Annotated in this window: 16 protein-coding genes; 7 read left to right on the top strand and 9 right to left on the bottom strand. The window is 61.5% G+C overall.

Translation table 11 applies throughout. The features are described from left to right. Positions 1–72 precede the first annotated feature (72 nt). A complete protein-coding gene (hemE, locus tag K3759_RS00700) occupies positions 73–1,113 on the top strand; it encodes a uroporphyrinogen decarboxylase (protein ID WP_259983658.1) in 1,041 nt (346 codons plus the stop codon). Between the two features lie 237 nt (positions 1,114–1,350). On the opposite strand, the gene hemF is transcribed toward hemE, so the two are convergent. Together hemF and idi are read right to left on the bottom strand one after the other, a co-directional pair. Then, positions 1,351–2,232: an oxygen-dependent coproporphyrinogen oxidase gene (gene hemF, locus K3759_RS00695; RefSeq protein WP_259983657.1), complete on the bottom strand. Its 882-nt coding sequence runs from the start codon at positions 2,230–2,232 to the stop codon at positions 1,351–1,353. Positions 2,233–2,250: 18 nt separating this feature from the next. Then, complete coding sequence (idi, locus tag K3759_RS00690; RefSeq protein ID WP_259983656.1) at positions 2,251–2,781, bottom strand: isopentenyl-diphosphate Delta-isomerase; 531 nt, start codon at positions 2,779–2,781, stop codon at positions 2,251–2,253. A gap of 195 nt (positions 2,782–2,976) precedes the next feature. Between idi and K3759_RS00685 the strand changes: the two genes are divergently transcribed. Both K3759_RS00685 and K3759_RS00680 read left to right on the top strand, forming a co-directional pair. After that, positions 2,977–3,447: a cytochrome c family protein gene (locus K3759_RS00685; RefSeq protein ID WP_259983654.1), complete on the top strand. Its 471-nt coding sequence runs from the start codon at positions 2,977–2,979 to the stop codon at positions 3,445–3,447. A gap of 95 nt (positions 3,448–3,542) precedes the next feature. Next, positions 3,543–4,133 carry a peptidoglycan-binding protein gene (locus K3759_RS00680; protein WP_259983652.1) on the top strand — a complete coding sequence of 197 codons (591 nt, stop codon included), beginning with the start codon at positions 3,543–3,545 and terminating at the stop codon, positions 4,131–4,133. A gap of 52 nt (positions 4,134–4,185) precedes the next feature. Here the strand turns inward: K3759_RS00680 and K3759_RS00675 are convergent, their stop codons facing one another. The 7 genes from K3759_RS00675 to K3759_RS00645 are packed head-to-tail and all read right to left on the bottom strand — an operon-like array spanning position 4,186 to position 11,919. Continuing rightward, positions 4,186–5,331 (bottom strand): iron-containing alcohol dehydrogenase, encoded by a 1,146-nt coding sequence (locus K3759_RS00675; RefSeq protein WP_259983650.1) that lies wholly within the window; start codon positions 5,329–5,331, stop codon positions 4,186–4,188. Between the two features lie 3 nt (positions 5,332–5,334). After that, positions 5,335–6,708 (bottom strand): aldehyde dehydrogenase family protein, encoded by a 1,374-nt coding sequence (locus K3759_RS00670; RefSeq protein ID WP_259983649.1) that lies wholly within the window; start codon positions 6,706–6,708, stop codon positions 5,335–5,337. A gap of 2 nt (positions 6,709–6,710) precedes the next feature. After that, positions 6,711–8,075, bottom strand: a complete 1,365-nt coding sequence (locus K3759_RS00665; RefSeq protein WP_259983647.1) for a glutamine synthetase family protein — start codon at positions 8,073–8,075, stop codon at positions 6,711–6,713. Positions 8,076–8,134: 59 nt separating this feature from the next. After that, positions 8,135–9,172: a TRAP transporter substrate-binding protein gene (locus K3759_RS00660; protein WP_259983645.1), complete on the bottom strand. Its 1,038-nt coding sequence runs from the start codon at positions 9,170–9,172 to the stop codon at positions 8,135–8,137. A gap of 49 nt (positions 9,173–9,221) precedes the next feature. Then, positions 9,222–10,547, bottom strand: a complete 1,326-nt coding sequence (locus K3759_RS00655) for a TRAP transporter large permease subunit (protein ID WP_259983643.1) — start codon at positions 10,545–10,547, stop codon at positions 9,222–9,224. Next, positions 10,547–11,113, bottom strand: a complete 567-nt coding sequence (locus K3759_RS00650) for a TRAP transporter small permease subunit (protein WP_243261889.1) — start codon at positions 11,111–11,113, stop codon at positions 10,547–10,549. The genes K3759_RS00655 and K3759_RS00650 overlap by 1 nt, the downstream gene beginning before the upstream one ends. Continuing rightward, positions 11,110–11,919 (bottom strand): N-formylglutamate amidohydrolase, encoded by an 810-nt coding sequence (locus K3759_RS00645; protein WP_409202497.1) that lies wholly within the window; start codon positions 11,917–11,919, stop codon positions 11,110–11,112. Before K3759_RS00645 ends, K3759_RS00650 begins: the two co-directional genes overlap by 4 nt. A gap of 90 nt (positions 11,920–12,009) precedes the next feature. Here K3759_RS00645 and K3759_RS00640 point away from each other — a divergent pair, with 90 nt between their 5' ends. The 4 genes from K3759_RS00640 (at position 12,010) to nadC (ending at position 16,486) form a co-directional block, all read left to right on the top strand. Further along, positions 12,010–12,882, top strand: a complete 873-nt coding sequence (locus tag K3759_RS00640; RefSeq protein ID WP_259983640.1) for a MurR/RpiR family transcriptional regulator — start codon at positions 12,010–12,012, stop codon at positions 12,880–12,882. Between the two features lie 134 nt (positions 12,883–13,016). Beyond that, positions 13,017–14,069, top strand: a complete 1,053-nt coding sequence (nadA, locus tag K3759_RS00635) for a quinolinate synthase NadA (protein WP_259983639.1) — start codon at positions 13,017–13,019, stop codon at positions 14,067–14,069. Positions 14,070–14,081: 12 nt separating this feature from the next. Beyond that, positions 14,082–15,644 (top strand): L-aspartate oxidase, encoded by a 1,563-nt coding sequence (locus tag K3759_RS00630; protein WP_259983638.1) that lies wholly within the window; start codon positions 14,082–14,084, stop codon positions 15,642–15,644. Next, positions 15,641–16,486 carry a carboxylating nicotinate-nucleotide diphosphorylase gene (gene nadC / locus K3759_RS00625; protein WP_259983637.1) on the top strand — a complete coding sequence of 282 codons (846 nt, stop codon included), beginning with the start codon at positions 15,641–15,643 and terminating at the stop codon, positions 16,484–16,486. Before K3759_RS00630 ends, nadC begins: the two co-directional genes overlap by 4 nt. Positions 16,487–16,528 lie beyond the last annotated feature (42 nt).

The raw sequence follows: 16,528 nt of genomic DNA, 5'->3' as shown, positions 1-16,528 counted from the left end.
CCCCCGTCGACATGAACTGACAACTGCTGTACCTCGCATCCCAACGGCTTTGCCACAGTTAGGAGCGCCAAAATGACAAAGAACAAGACCATCCTGCGCGCCCTTGCGGGCGAAACCCTGCCGACCCCACCAATCTGGATGATGCGCCAAGCCGGGCGTTACTTGCCGGAGTACCGCGCGACGCGGGCCAAGGCGGGGGATTTCCTGTCGCTTTGCTACAACCCCGAACTGGCCGCCGAGGTAACATTGCAACCGATCCGCCGCTACGGGTTTGATGGGTCAATCCTCTTTGCGGACATCCTGCTGGTGCCCCAAGCGCTTGGTGCCGACCTGTGGTTCGTCACGGGCGAAGGCCCGCGCCTGTCGACGATCACGACAAAGGCCGAGATGGAGGCGCTGAAGCCAGCCGATGCGATCCACGACCACCTCGCCCCGATTTACGAGACTGTGCGCATTCTGTCCCGCGAACTGCCCGATGAGACCACGCTCATCGGTTTCGCAGGTGCGCCTTGGACCGTGGCGACCTATATGATCGCGGGCAAAGGCACGCCGGACCAAGGCCCGGCGCATGCCTTGAAAGACGAAAACCCAGAGGTGTTCGATGCGCTGATGGAGCGGATTACGCTGGCGACCATCGAATATCTCGACATGCAGATTAAAGCCGGGGCCGAGGTGGTGAAGCTTTTCGACAGTTGGGCCGGATCGCTGCAAGGCACCGATTTTGACCGTTATTCGACAGAGCCGCTGCGCCAGATTATCAGCGCGCTGAAGGCGCGGCATCCGGATGTCCCGATCATCGCCTTCCCCCGCGGCGCGGGCGCGCGCTTTGCCAATCTGCATGCGGCGACCGGTGCGGATTGCATCGCCATCGACGATGGCGTCAGCGCGGAATGGGTTGCCGAGCATGTGCAGCCCAATGGCTGTGTGCAGGGCAATCTGAAGTCATCGCATATGGTGACGGGCGGGGATGCATTGGTGCAGGAGACGCGGGCGATTGTCGATGCGCTGGCGAAGGGGCCGCATATCTTTAATCTCGGCCATGGCATCACGCCAGATGCGGATCCGGAGAATGTGCAGTTGATGATCGACACGGTGCGCGGAACGCGAGGCTGAACCTCCGCATCTTACAATGAGGGCCATCGCCTGCCAGCGGGTCGGCGATGAGACGATGGCTCATGCCACTTTATGGTTCAACCGTGATGTGCCTTCACGAAGTCATGCCCAGCCTCTCCAAATCGCCTACCGGGTCGCACCGAAGGTGCGCCAAATATGGGAGGCACGCCTCCGGCGTGACGGGCGGGCAGGCGATGGCCCGGCGCCTGCGGCTTGATTCCGGGCTCGGGCGTCAGTTCAAGCCCATTTCGCCATCGGCGGCAGGCTCATCAGCACTGCATCAGGGTCGTGCCCCGTCTCCAACCCGAACTTCGTGCCCCGGTCATAAACGAGGTTATATTCGGCATAGAGCCCACGATGGCGCAGTTGCACGTCCTTATCGTCCATGTCCCAGTCCATCTCACGCCGCTTATCAACCAGCGGCACATAGGCGGGCAGAAACGCCCGGCCCACGTCTTGCGTCAGGGCAAAATCCGCCTCCCAATCGCCGCTGTTGCGGTCGTCATAAAAGATACCGCCCACACCCCGCGCCCGTTTGCGGTGCGGGATGTAGAAATACTCATCCGCCCAAGCCTTCAGCTCATCATAGAGCGTGGCACCATGGGGGTCACAGGCGGCCTTCATCTCGGCATGGAAATGTTCGGTGTCTTCGTCATACTCAATGCAAGGGTTCAGATCGGCCCCACCGCCGAACCACCACGCATGGGGAGTCCAAAACATACGGGTGTTCATATGGACCGCTGGAACATGAGGGTTCTGCATATGCGCGACCAAACTGATCCCCGAGGCCCAGAAACGCGGATCATCGGCCATGCCCGGCAGTCCTTTGCGCGCGGCCATGGCCGCTTGCGCACGTTCGCCCAAGGTTCCGTAGACGGTGGAGATATTGACGCCCACCTTCTCAAACACGCGCCCGCCGCGCATCACCGACATCTCGCCGCCACCGGCGTCCGAGCCATCGGGCGCGGTGCGGGTGGTGTTGCTGACCACGAAACGCCCGGCCTCTTCCTCGCCGACATGACGTGCTTCGATGTCATGGAACGCCTGAACGATGTCATCACGCAGCTTGCGAAACCAGTCCGCCGCGCGTGTCTTTTTTTCCTGCATGTCGTCGGTCATCTCTGGCCCGCCCTTCTCTTATTCCATCGCCCCATCGCCGAGGATCAAGCCTTCGTGCTCGGCCATGTAGATCCGCAACCAAGGCGTATAATCATCCGGATGCTGCGCGAGATCCACATGCAGATCGCTCAAGCTGATCCAGCGCGTCGCCATCACCTCATCCGGGTTTTCCGTGATCGACAGGTCAGTGGCCGCATGGGCAAGAAAGACCTCAACCACCTCATGTTCGATCAGTCCGCCACCAACATCGGCGCGGTATTCGACCTGTCCGCGATGCTGAAGGTCCAGCCCGGTGATCCCCAGTTCTTCGTCCAACCGCCGTGTGGCACAGGCTTGGGGCGGCTCGTCCCATTGCGGATGCGTGCAGCAGGTGTTCGCCCACAGACCGGGCGTGTGATACTTGCCAAGCGCACGTCGTTGCAGCAGCAGCTTGCCATCGGCGATGACAAAGACCGAGATCGCCATATGCCGCAGACCACGTTCATGCGCGGCGAGTTTCTCGACCGGTTGCAGGGTGCCGTCAACCCAGGCGGGGACCATGATCTCCATTAAATGCGGCTCGCCGTTGTGTTCATCTCACCCTCAGCGCAGAAGAAATTCACTGGCAGTTATCGGAGGAATCTCCCCTAGCCTCAACCACTAACCGGCATGCGGTGCGCCCATGCTACCTTTTGGCGCAGCACAGGTCCTTTACCCCGTCGCAGCGGACGCTAGTTTCGAAGCAGCCAGACAAAGGAACTCATAATGAACATGCGTATCGCGTCGATCTTCGCCATCTGCCTCGGGGCCACGCCCCTTTGGGCGGAAAGCCATGCCTCCGGTGATGCCGAAGCCGGGGAAAAGGTCTTTCGTAAATGCAAAAGCTGCCACATGATCTCGGACGATGAAGGCAATGACATCCAAAAGGGTGGCCGTACAGGGCCGAACCTTTACGGCATCTATGACCGCGTCGCCGGGTCCGTCGAGGACTACCGCTATGGTGATTCAATCGTTGAGGCCGGCGAAGCCGGTCTGGCGTGGAACGAAGAGAATTTCACCGGCTATGTAGCCGACCCCAAAGGGTTCCTTGCCAGCTATCTTGATCAGACCCGCGCGAAATCCAAAATGTCCTATCGGTTGAAGGATGAGGACGACGCGAAGGACGTTTGGGCCTATCTGGTCTCCGTCGGCCCAGAGGTCGAGATGGACGCCGAAGAAGAAAAGGCGACCGAGTAAGCGCGGAACCGCGAAGATCCGGGGGGCTGCCATGGGCGGGCCCCCTCTTATTGCCGCCATCTCCCGCGCCCGCGGTTTGGCCGATAGGGGGTTTCGTGGTAGCCTCTTTGGCATTCTTCCTACATCGGCCGATTGCCGGGAGGTCTGCCATGCGCCTGATCGTAACACTGCTATTATACCTGACCGCGGCGCCGCTTGCCGCGCAGGGGCTGAGCGAACGCGACATCGTACAGGTACAGGGTCTGCTCGCCGACATGGGCTATCGCGCCGAGCTGGGCACCGTCGACGGCGTCATGGGGCCGGGGACCGCCGCCGCCATCACATCTTTCCAGCGCGAGACCGGCAAAAAGGTTACCGGCACCCCGTCGCGCGCCTTGATTGAGCAGCTGCGACAATTGCACGGGCAGGGCTGGGACCGGGGGGAGGTCGTCGCCACCGGGCCGAGCTTCGATTGCGGGCGCGCCGGGACAGCCGTGGAACGGACGATCTGCGCCGACACCCGCCTGTCGCGGCTGGATCGGGACGTGGCACAGGCCTACGCCGCGGCACTGGCCCGCGGCGGGGACCGCAACGCCGTCCGGGCGGATCAGAAACGTTGGCTTGGATTGCGGAACGATTGCGGCAACGACCGGCGTTGCATCGATAATGCCATGACCGGGCGGATCTACATCCTGAACAAGCGCTGATACGCGAACCGGACCGGCAAAAGGGGCCGCAGAGGACGGCCCCGTTCTTGCCTCAGAAACATTCACGCAGCAACTGCGTGGTGTTTTCCCGCGTCAGTTCGATGGGGTTGCCGCCGCAGCTCGGGTCCTGCAACGCGGAGGCCACCAGCGCGTCGATGTCGGGGTCGGTGACGCCTAGGGCTGTCAGATTGGCGGGGATGTTCAGCTCCGCGTTCAGCTTGCCCACGAAATCGTAGAACCCGTCGAACCCCCCGACGATATCAAGATAGGCCGCCGCCTTGGCCAGACGCTCTTCGATCGCGGGGCGGTTCATGCGCAGAACGGGCTGCATGACCACCGCGTTGGTGGTGCCGTGATGCGTGTGATGCACCGCGCCGATCGGGTGGCTGATGGCATGGATCGCGCCCAGACCCTTTTGGAACGCCGTGGCACCCATGGCAGCGGCAGACATCATATGGCCGCGCGCCTCAAGATCACTGCCATCGGCATAGGCGCGGGGCAGATATTCCTTGACCAGACGCATCCCTTCCAGCGCCATGCCTTGGCTCATCGGATGATAATGCGGCGAGCAGAAGGCTTCGAGACAATGGGCAAAGGCGTCCATCCCGGTGCCTGCGGTGATCATCGGCGGCATGCCGACGGTCAGTTCCGGGTCGCAGATCACGACGGCGGGCAGCATCTTGGGGTGGAAGATGATCTTCTTCTCATGGGTCTGGGAATTGGTGATAACGCTGGCGCGACCCACTTCCGACCCAGTACCAGCCGTCGTCGGCACGGCCACGATGGGCGCGATACCGCCCGCGTCTGCTCGGGTCCACCAATCGCCGATATCCTCGAAATCCCACAGCGGGCGGGTTTGACCCGACATGAAGGCGATGACCTTGCCCAGATCCAGCCCGGAGCCGCCACCAAAGGCGATCACACCGTCATGGCCGCCGTCGCGGTAGACTTTGATGCCCGCCTCGGCGTTCATCTCGGTCGGGTTCGGGTCAACGTCCGAGAACATGGCGCGGCCCAGACCTTCGGCCTCCATCAGGTCGAGCGTGGACTGGGTGATCGGCAGATAGGCCAGCCCTTTGTCGGTGACCAGAAGCGGTTTTTTGATACCCGCAGCGGCGCAGGCCTCGGCGATTTCGGCAATCCGGCCCGCGCCGAAGCGGATGGCGGTGGGGTAAGACCAATTGGCAGTCAGGGACATGTCTCAGGCTTTCTTGAGGTGGTAGGATTTGGGGCGTGTCAGCGCGTGATAGCCCAGTTCAGACAGGCCCGCGCCGCGCCCGGTTTGCTTGCAGCCGGTCCAGCAAAGCGCCGGGTCAAGGTAGTCTGCGCGGTTCATGAAGACGGTGCCGGTCTCTAACCGTGCGCCGATGGCGTCAGCCGCCTCGGCATCGGCGGTAAAGATCGCCGCGGTCAGGCCAAACTGGCAGTCGTTCATCAGCTCGATGGCTTCTTCGTCGTCCTTCACCGGCATGATGCCGACCACGGGGCCAAAGCTTTCGTCACGCATGACGCGCATTTCGTGGGTCACATTCGTCAGGATCTGCGGGGTGAGGTAGGCACCATTATCGTCGGCGGGCATCTTTTCGATATGGGCCTTGGCGCCATCGGCCAGTGCTTCGTCGATCTGTGCGCGGACCTCATTGGCAAAGCGGACATTGGCCATCGGGCCGAGGGTCGTCGCTTCGTCCAGCGGATTGCCGAGGTTCAGGTTGTTCACCCAAACGACGGCCTTCTCAACGAAAGCGTCATAGAGGCTCTCATGCACATAGATCCGCTCGATCCCGCAGCAGCACTGGCCCGCGTTGAACATGGCACCGTCCATCACGCCGTCGACGGCGGCATCAAGGTTGGCATCGGCGCGGACATAGGCCGGGTCTTTGCCGCCCAATTCCGTCGCCACACCGGTAAAGGTGCCTGCTGCCGCGCGTTCCATCGCCTGACCGCCGCCGACGGAGCCGGTGAAGTTGATGAAATCGAACTCGTTGTCGGCGATTAGACGGCCGGTGGTGTCATGGTCCAGCACAACGTTCTGAAACACATCCTCGGGCACGCCCGCCGCGCGGTAGGCATCGGCCAGATGTTCACCAACCAGAATGGTCTGTGCGGCATGTTTCAGGATCACCGTGTTGCCCGCGATCAGCGCCGGCGCGATGGTGTTGTTCGCGGTCATATAGGGGTAGTTCCACGGTGCCACGACGAAAACCACGCCATGCGGTTCGCGCATGATCTTGCGGGTGAAGCTCGCGCTGTCTTCGATCACCGTGGGCGCAAGCGCTTCGGCGGCGATCTTGGCCATATGGCTGGTGCGCTCCTGCAAGCCACCAAACTCACCCCCGTAGCGCACCGGGCGGCCCATCTGATGGGCGAGCTCCTCGGTCATCCGGTCGGTGGAATTCTCAATCTCTTTCAACGCGCCCATCACCAGATCGACACGTTCCTGCAGGGGCCGCGCCGCCCATGCCTTTTGCGCCTTGCGGGCGCGGGCGACTGCACTTTGCGCCGCGTCAAGGCTCAGGGTTTCGCGTTCCGCATAGACTGATCCGTCAATCGGAGAGATACATTTTACCGTCGTCATTCTCAGGCCCTTTCAAAGCCACGGGCGATTTCCCAATCGGTCACCACCCGGTCAAATTCTTCCTGCTCCCATTCCGCCGCACGGGTATAATGGGTCACTACATCGTCGCCCAAGGCCTCGCGCAGGAACGTCGAGCCGCGCAGGGTCTCGGTTGCTGCCCGCAGGGTCTGGGGGATATCGACTGCATCGGATTTGCCGTAAGCATCGCCGCGTGTAGGCGGGGCCAATTCCATCTTGTCTTCGATCCCTTTGATCCCGGCAGCCAGCATGACCGCTTGCGCCAGATAAGGGTTCAGGTCCGATCCGCCAATACGGCATTCGACCCGCACGCCCTTTGTCCCTGCCCCGCACAGTCGGAAACCCGCGGTGCGGTTGTCGACGGACCAGACAGTCTTGGTCGGTGCAAAGGTGCCCTTGGCGAAGCGCTTGTAGCTGTTCACATAGGGCGCGAGGAAATAGGTGTATTCTGGCGCATAGGCGATCAAACCGGCCATGTAGTGGCACATTAGCTCGGACATGCCCAGTTCATCATCAGCACCCACGAACATCGGCTTACCGTCCTGCCACAGCGACTGGTGCACATGGCTGGACGAGCCAACGCGATCCTTGTGCCACTTGGGCAAAAAGCTTGCCGCATGGCCCTGCTGCCACGCGATCTCCTTGACCGCATGTTTGGCAATCGTGTGGTAGTCGGCGCAGTCGAGCGCCGCTGAATAGCGGATGTTAAGTTCTTCCTGACCGGCTTCGGCTTCGCCCTTGGTGTTCTCAATCGGCAAACCAGCGGCAAAGAGATGGTTGCGCAGCGGGCGCATCACGTTCTCTTCCTTGGTGGTCTGAAGGATGTTGTAATCCTCGTTATAGCCGCTGATCGGCGTGAGGTCGCGGTAGCCGCCCTTGCGGATTGTGTCAAAGCTCTGCTCGAAGAGGAAGAACTCCAACTCCGTCGCCATCATCGCGTCAAAGCCCAACTCCTTCAGCCGGGCGATCTGTTTCTTCAACATGGCGCGGGGCGAATGAGGCACGGGCGCATGGGTGTCGTGATCCAGCACATCGCAAAGCACCATCACCGTCCCGTCCAGCCACGGCACCGGGCGGATCGTATCAAGGTCGGGCTGCATCACGTAGTCGCCGTAGCCGGACTGCCACGAGGTGGAGGCGAAACCATCGGGCGTCGCCATCTCAAGGTCGGTGGCCAGCAGGTAATTGCAGCAATGGGTCTCTTTGTAAGAGGTTTCGACAAAGTTAACCGCATGGAAGCGCTTGCCCATCAACCGGCCCTGCATATCCACAAGGCAGGCAAGGACCGTGTCGACGGATCCTTCTTTGACCAGTTTTTTCAGCGCATCGAATGTCAGGGTGCCGGGCATGTTCTGTCCACTTCAGGGGGTAAGGCGGGGGCGCAGGCAGCGCGCCCCCGGTTGTCGGTTCAGCCGTTGGTGTAGGGCGGACCGGCTTTGTTGATGACTTCGTTATAGTCGCGGAAGATCTGAACGATCTTGGCGTGCACTTCGCCTTCTTCGGCGATCTCGGTCCAGAAGTCCTTGGCCGCGTTTTCGACCTCAGCCCATTCGTCGGCAGGCACGGTGCTGAGCTTAAGCTTGTCGCCCTGCGCGCGCAGACGCGCCTCGCCGCCCCAGTACCACTGGTTGCGGTAGGTGTGGCCCGCTTCGATCCCCGCCATGACCAACTGCTTGAGGTGATCCGGCAGATCGGCCCACTGCTGCTGGTTCACGAAGAACGACCCGATCCAAGCACCCGAGATGTTGTTGGTCAGGAAATAGTCGGTCACATCAGCCCAGCCGACGGTGTAGTCTTCGGTGATGCCCGACCACGCCATGCCGTCGAGCTCGCCAGTTTGCACCGCAACCTCGGCGTCTTCGTAAGGAATGTTCACCGGCACCACGCCGAACTTCGACAGGAAGCGGCCCGCGGTAGGGAATGTGTAGAGCTTCAGACCGTCCAGATCGGCGACCGATTTGATCTCTTTGGTGGTGTTGAAGTTACAGGGGTCTTGACCCGCGGCAGACAGCCACTCGACGCCAACCTTGGCGTATTCCTCTTTCCAGATGTCGGCCAAACCGTACTGGTTGAACAGCACCGGCACGTCGAGGATATGCTTAGTGGCAAAGGGGAAGTAGCCGCCGAATTGCTGCAAGGGTGTGGGCGAAGCCATGGAATCGTCATCGGAATGCACCATGTCGATGGTGCCGCGCTGCATGGCTTGGAACAGCTCACCGGTGGGCACGATCTGGTCGGCGTAGAACAGTTCGATCTCCATCTCGCCATTGGCGGCTGCGTTGATGTAGTCGACGGCAGGCTTGGTCACCTGCTCACCCAAGGCAGCACCGGCATAGGTCTGCATGCGCCATTTGATCGGCGCTTGGGCATGGACAATGGACGGTGCGGCCAAAGCCGCTGGGGCGGCGACGGCGGCCCCTTTTAGAAACTTTCTGCGAGTGGTCATACGTCTCTCCTTTGTTGAAAATCAGGCCGTCTTTTCGCGGCTCTCGTTGTTATTTGTCGTAGATATAATCGGGCAGCCATGTCGCGATCTGCGGGAAGACCATGACGAGTATCAGCGCCAAGACCATCACCAGCACGAAGGGCGTGATCGAAGCGTAGATGTCGCGCAGGGTAATCTCCGGCGGAGCCATGGCGCGCATCAGGAACAGGTTATAGCCAAAGGGCGGCGTCATATAGGCGATCTGCGTGGTGATCGTATAAAGGATACCATACCAGATCAGATCAAAGCCCAGCGCACCAACCAAAGGCACATAGAGCGGGGCCACGATGACCAGCATCGCGGTGTCGTCAAGAAATGTGCCCATGAGGATGAAGCTGAGCTGCATCAGGATGAGGATCATCCAAGGACTCAGGCCCATCTTCTCGGTAAACAGGCTCTCGATTGCCTTCACCGCGCCCAGCCCGTCAAAAACCGCGCCAAAAGCAAGGGCGGCGAGGATGATCCACATAAACATGCAGGTGATCCCCAGCGTATTGCGCACCGAGTTCTCGAACACCTGTTTGGTCATGCGCCCCTTAAGCACCGCCGCAAAGAAGGCCGCCGCAGCCCCGATGGCCGAGCTTTCGACCAAGCTGGTCCAACCGTTAACAAAGGGCACCATCATCACAGCAAAGATCACCAGCGGCAGGATGCCCGCACGCAGCAGGCGCAGTTTCTCGGCGCGGGGAATATCGCGGTCCTCGGGCGAAAGCACCGGACCGAGGGTCGGATTCATCCAGCAGCGGATCACGATATAGGCGATGAACATCGACGCCATCATCAGCCCCGGCACCACACCCGCCAGCCATAACTGCCCCACCGGCTGCCGCGCGATCATCGCATAAAGCACCAGCACCACTGACGGCGGCACAAGGATGCCGAGGCTCGACCCGGCCTGGATCACCCCGGTCACCATCCTTTTGTCATAGCCGCGTTTCAGCAGTTCCGGCAGCGCAATGGTCGAGCCGATCGCCATGCCCGCCACGCTCAGCCCGTTCATCGCCGAGATCAGCACCATCAACCCGATCGTCCCAATCGCCAGCCCGCCGCGTACGCCGCCCATCCAGACGTGGAACATCTTATAGAGGTCATCGGCAATGCGGCTCTCGCTCAGCACATAGCCCATGAAGATGAACATCGGCAGGGTCAGCAGCGGATACCATTTCATCAGCTTCATCGCGGCGGCAAAACCGATGTCATAGCCACCCTTGTCCCCCCAGAGCAGCAGCGCCGAGACCACGGCGATAAAGCCAATCGCCCCGAAGACGCGCTGGCCGGTCAGCAACATCAGCATCATCGACGAGAACATCAATGTCGCGATCATTTCATAGGACATCAGATGGCCTCACCCTTTAGCCGCAGCACGTCTTTCGCGAGCTCGGACAGACATTGCAGCAGCATCAGCACGAAGCCGACAATCATTACGACCTTGATGGGCCAAAGGTAGGGCCGCCATGCGGAGCTGGATTGCTCCATATGGCCGATCTCTTCCGCGCCAGTAACCAGACCGCCGAAGAAGCTGAACGGCTCGGTCCCCCAATAGCCCAGCGAATAGGCGGTAGAACTCACCGCGCCATAGAGCAGCACACAGAGATAGAAGATCAGGAAAAGCACCGTGAATAGATCAAACCACGCTTTCCGGCGCAGCGACCAATCGCCATAGAGCAGGTCCATCCGCACATTCGAGCCAAGCTGGATCGAATAGGGCCCGCCCAAGATGTAATAGCCCACCATCACGAACTGCGCCATTTCCAGCGTCCAGAGGGACGGCACGAAGAACGCCTTGCTGACCGTCGACCACAAAAGCACCCCCATCAGGACAAAGATGCCATACATCATGACCCGCCCGATCCGCCGGTTCATCGCATCAATGCTCCGGATATAGCCCCGCATGAATTTCATGGTTTGGCGTCCTTCATCGCGTCACTCATTTCGGGCCGCTCAAGCGCGGCGCGCAGCCAGTTGCTGATCATCTCGGCCATCTGCTGTTGCTCAGCTTCGGTCGAAATAAGGTCATTACGGATCTCAAGCATGACATGCGGATGACCATGGGCTAGCCCATGTTCTTTCAGCGTATGGGTCACTCCGTCTTGGGGGCCGTAGGGCGCGTTGCGTACGACATTGAGACCCGTGAATTCGGACGCCGCCGCAAGCATCGCATCGGCCAGCCGTGTGTCACTGTCGTGAAGAATGCCGATCTCAACGCTGCGCGGTTTGCCGTGGTAGATCGGCGTGAAACTATGCACGGTAACAATCGCAGGCGCATTGACCCGCTTGATCGTCGCAGCAAGGGTCGCGCGGAAAGGCTCGTAGTAACGTGTCACCCGCTCGGTCCGGCCCGCCTCATCAAGTGACGCATTGCCGGGGATCGCAAAAATCTCGCTCTGCGCGGGCATTGCGCCGGGGGCTTCGGGCGGACGATTGCAATCATAGACAAGGCGCGAAACGCGCCCGGCCACCAATACCGCGTCCAAATCCGAGGCCATCGCCCGCGCCACGGCCAGAGCACCGGGATCCCATGCCACATGGCTTTCGCGGGCTGCGGCATCCAAACCAAGACCATCATAGCAGGCCGGTATCTCACGCGCCGCATGTTCGCAGACCAGCACCAGCGGCGATTTGGCCCCGGCGTTAATCACTTCAACGGCTTCATTTGAAAGCTCTGTCCGCTCTGACACACTGTCCCCCTCAGTTACATCAAACCTCATTCGGGCGGGGGGCGTCTGTCAACAGAATAATGTCGAATTTATTACAACGCTGCTCAGTTTGTGCTATTACTCGTCAAAAGAGGGGCATCTATGGCTGAACCGACGCTGACCATTTCCGACCGTATCCAGCAAGAGTTGGATCGGCTGACCCGTGCGGAACGGCAACTCGCCCATTCGATTCTAGAGAATTACCCCGCCTCCGGCCTTGGCCCGCTGACCGCGCTGGCGAAGGACGCCAATGTCTCTACCCCCACCGTGGCGCGGATGGTGCAAAAGCTGGGATACAAGGGATACCCCGAGTTTCAGAACGAGTTGCGCGAAGAGCTAAAGGCTAAGGTCAAGAACCCCATTGCGAAACATGACACATGGGCCGAAGGCGCGCCCTCGGGCCATGTGCTCAACCGGTTCACCGATGCAGTGATCGACAACATCCGCCATACGCTGGGTCAAATTGAGCCGGCCACCTTTGACCGCGCCTGCGCAATGATCGCGGATACCAAGCACCCGCTATACATTGTCGGCGGGCGCATCACGCACACCATGGCCGAGTATCTGTTCCTGCACGCGCAGATCATCCGCCCGCGTGTGACGCATATCCAATCGACCTCCAACGCGTGGCCGCACTACCTGCTGGACGTGGCCGAAGGCGATGTTTTCGTCATCTTCGACGTGCGCCGCTATGAGAATAACACGCTGAAGCTGGCGGAGATGGCCCATGCGCGGGGGGCCAAGATCATCCTGTTCACGGACCAGTGGCGCTCTCCTGTGCACAGCCTTGCCGATATCTGTTTCTCCAGCCGGATCGTCGCGCCCTCGGCTTGGGACAGTGCGGCGGCGACGCTTTTGCTGGTGGAAAGCGTGATTTCCGCCATGCAAGACATCAACTGGGCCGACACCAAAGACCGGGCCGAGCGGCTGGAAGAGATGTTCGATCAGACCCGATTGTTCCGCAAGTTCACCTGAACTACGCAGGCTGATCGCCCTGCCATAAAGGGTATTGGCTTGCCCAAACCCCGCCAGTCGTCTATGGCCAGCACGCCGGGTGTGGTGTCCAGCGCGGTGCCGTGACACGCGCCAAGGCCGGAGGGGGACCGACCATGCGTGATGAAATCTTTTCGCCCAGCGAGCTTGAGCGCCACTATGACCTCGCGCCATCGCCTGCGCTGGCGGCTGAAATGGCCGATATCTACGCCAAGATGGACCGTGTCGTTTCCCCCCCCGATTGGGCCATCCACGCGCCCTATGTCGCCGCGATCAACAAGCTGAAAAAAGAGCGTAACGCGGTCATCCTCGCGCATAACTACATGACGCCCGACATCTACCATGGCATTGCCGATTTCGTGGGCGACAGCCTGCAACTGGCGATCAAGGCGACCGAGGTCGAGGCCGATGTGATCGTGCAATGCGGCGTGCATTTCATGGCCGAGACCTCGAAAATCCTGAACCCGTCAAAAACCGTGCTGATCCCCGACATGGAAGCAGGCTGTTCGCTGGCCGAAAGCATCACCGCCGAGGGTGTGGCCCAGATGCGCGCGCAGTATCCCGGCGCGCCGGTGGTGACTTATGTGAACACCACAGCCGAAGTGAAGGCCGCGTCCGACATCTGCTGCACGTCTTCCAATGCCGCGCAGATCGTCGCCGCGATGGAGAGTGACACCGTCATCATGACGCCGGACAAATACCTTGCCCAGAACATCGCCAAACTGGTGCCGCAAAAGCGCATCGTCTGGTGGGACGGCGCCTGCATTGTGCACGAACGCTATACTGCGAAAGATATTGCAGATTACCGCGAGTGGAACCCCGACACCCGCATCATCGCGCACCCCGAATGCCCGCCCGATGTGGTCGCGGAGGCAGACTTCTCCGGCTCTACCAGCGGTATCCTTGAGTATGTGCAGCGCGAAAAACCGGCCAAGGCAATGCTGGTCACCGAATGCTCCATGGCCTCGAACATCGCCGACGAACTGCCCGAGGTCGATTTCGTCGGCCCCTGCAACATGTGCCCCTACATGAAGAAAATCACGCTGGAGAAAGTGCTGTGGTCGCTCCACACCATGTCCGGCGCGGTTGAGGTTGAGGCGGAAGTGGCCGCTAAGGCGCGCGTGGCGGTGCAGCGGATGATCGACCTCTCCCGCGAACTCGGCCTATAAGGGCCGCGCCCCGTGCAAGAGATCGCAACCGGCAGGATCATCATCGTCGGTGCCGGGCTGGGCGCGCTTTATGCCGCGCTCTGTCTTGCGCCCCGCCCGGTTTTGCTGATCTCGCCTGACGCGCTCGGGTCGGGTGCCAGTTCCGCATGGGCGCAGGGCGGTGTGGCGGCCGCGATGGCGCAGGCCGACAGTCCTGAGGACCATGCGCTAGACACAATCGCTGCCGGTGCTGGCACGGTCGAGGCGCGCGTCGCGGCGACTGTGACGGAAGAGGCGCGCGCGCATATCCTCGCCCTGACAGATTATGGCACCGCTTTCGACCGCAGCCCCGATGGGGGCTATGTCATGTCCCGCGAGGCCGCGCATAGTTTCGCGCGTGTGGTGCGGGTACAGGGCGATCAGGCCGGGGCAGAGATCATGCGCGCCTTGATCGAGCGGGTGCGCAACACCCCGTCGATCCAAGTACTTGAAGGCGTGCTGGCGCGCGGCTTGGACTGCGACGGCACCAAAGTCACCGGTGTTGAGATCGAATTGGCCCGGTCCGAAGGCTCTGCCCCCGCCATGCTGCGCGGCGCAGGCGTTTTGCTGGCGGGCGGCGGCTCGGGCGGGCTTTATGCGCTGACGACCAACCCGGCACGGATCCGGGGGCAGGTGATCGGCATGGCCGCGCGGGCGGGCGCGCTCATTGCTGATGCCGAGTTCGTGCAATTCCATCCCACCGCCATCGATTGCGGCGAAGACCCCGCTCCGCTTGCCACCGAAGCATTGCGCGGTGCCGGGGCGCATCTGATCAACCGCGAAGGCGCGCGCTTTATGGAGGCGGTTCACCCCCTCGCCGAGCTTGCCCCGCGCGATGTCGTAGCCCGCGCGATCTTTGCCCAGACCCAAGCGGGCCTACGCCCCATGCTCGACACCCGCACAGCCTTAGGGGTTGCGGTGCTGACCGACTATCCCGCCGTCGCTGCCGCCTGCGCGCGTAACGGCATCGACCCGGTGACACAGCCGATTCCGGTGGCCGCTGCCGCGCATTACCACATGGGCGGCGTGGCTACAGATGCGCATGGGCGGTCCAGCCTTGCCGGACTGTGGGTCTGTGGCGAGGCGTCCTCGACAGGGTTGCATGGCGCAAACCGTTTGGCATCAAACGGGCTGCTCGAAGCGCTGGTGTTTGCCCGCCGCGCGGCGCAGGACATGCTTGAAGAGTGCCGCGCGGGTGATAGCGACGCCGTGACCCTGCCTGACCTCCCCTCTGGCGAAACGCCCGATGAAGCCCTCGTTACACAGTTGCGCCAGACCATGACGTCCCATGTCGGCGTTCTGCGCGATGCGGAGGGACTGCAACGCGCCCTCGCCACGATTGCACAGATTGAGACCGCACAGCCCGACTGCGCCCAGCTGCAAAACATGACCGCGACGGCAACACTGATCGCTGCCGCCGCCCTCGCCCGCCGCGAAAGCCGGGGCGCGCATTGCCGCACTGATTATCCCGACACGCTCCCCGAAGCCGCGCGCAGTTTTCTGACACTGGCCGAGGCCACCGCCCTGCGCTCCAACCCTGAGGAACTTCCCGCATGACCACCGCCCTGCCCGACCTGATCCTTGAGCCGCTGGTCCGCGCCGCGCTGATGGAAGACCTCGGCACCTATGGCGATGTCACCACGCGCAGCGTGATCCCCGAGGGCACGACCTATACCGCCCGCCTGCGCGCCCGCGCCGAGGGGGTCGTTTCCGGTATGCAGATCGCACGGCTGGCCTTTCATCTGGTCGACCCAACGCTTGAGGTTCGCACGCTGAAAGAAGACGGAAGCACGATTTCCAAAGGCGACACGCTGATGGAGATCGAAGGCTCTGCCGCCGCGATCCTTTCCGCCGAACGTGTGGCGCTGAACTTTGCCGGGCGGCTTTCGGGCATCGCCACCCTCACGGCGGCCTGCGTCGCCGAGACGAAGGGGACCGAGGCCCGGATCACCTGCACCCGCAAGACCACGCCGGGGCTGCGGATGGTCGAAAAACAGGCGGTGCTGCATGGCGGCGGATTCAACCATCGCTTCTCCCTCTCGGATGCGATCCTGATCAAAGACAATCACATCGCCGCCGCCGGGGGCATCCGGCCTGTCTTGCAGGCAGTGAAATCCAACGCCTCGCATATGATCCGGGTCGAGATCGAAGTCGACACGCTGGCGCAGCTGGAAGAAGTCTTGGACGAAGGCGGCGCGGATGTTGTGCTTCTGGATAACATGGACACAAAGACGCTGCTTCAGGCTGTGGAAATTGCCAAAGGACGTATCGTGCTTGAAGCTTCGGGCAATATGACATTGTCACGCATTGCCGAGGTCGCGGCGACGGGGGTGAACTATATCTCCATGGGCGCGCTGACACATTCCGCGACAACGCTGGACCTTGGGCTGGATTTCTGAACCAACTGGGGCAAAGATCGCGCAGCAGCGAAGGGAGCCCTG

Source organism: Sulfitobacter sp. W027 (assembly GCF_025143985.1).
Classification (GTDB): Bacteria; Pseudomonadota; Alphaproteobacteria; order Rhodobacterales; family Rhodobacteraceae; genus Sulfitobacter.
The sequence above is the reverse complement of the archived record's forward strand: the minus strand, read 5'-3'. Positions and strand labels throughout refer to the sequence as shown.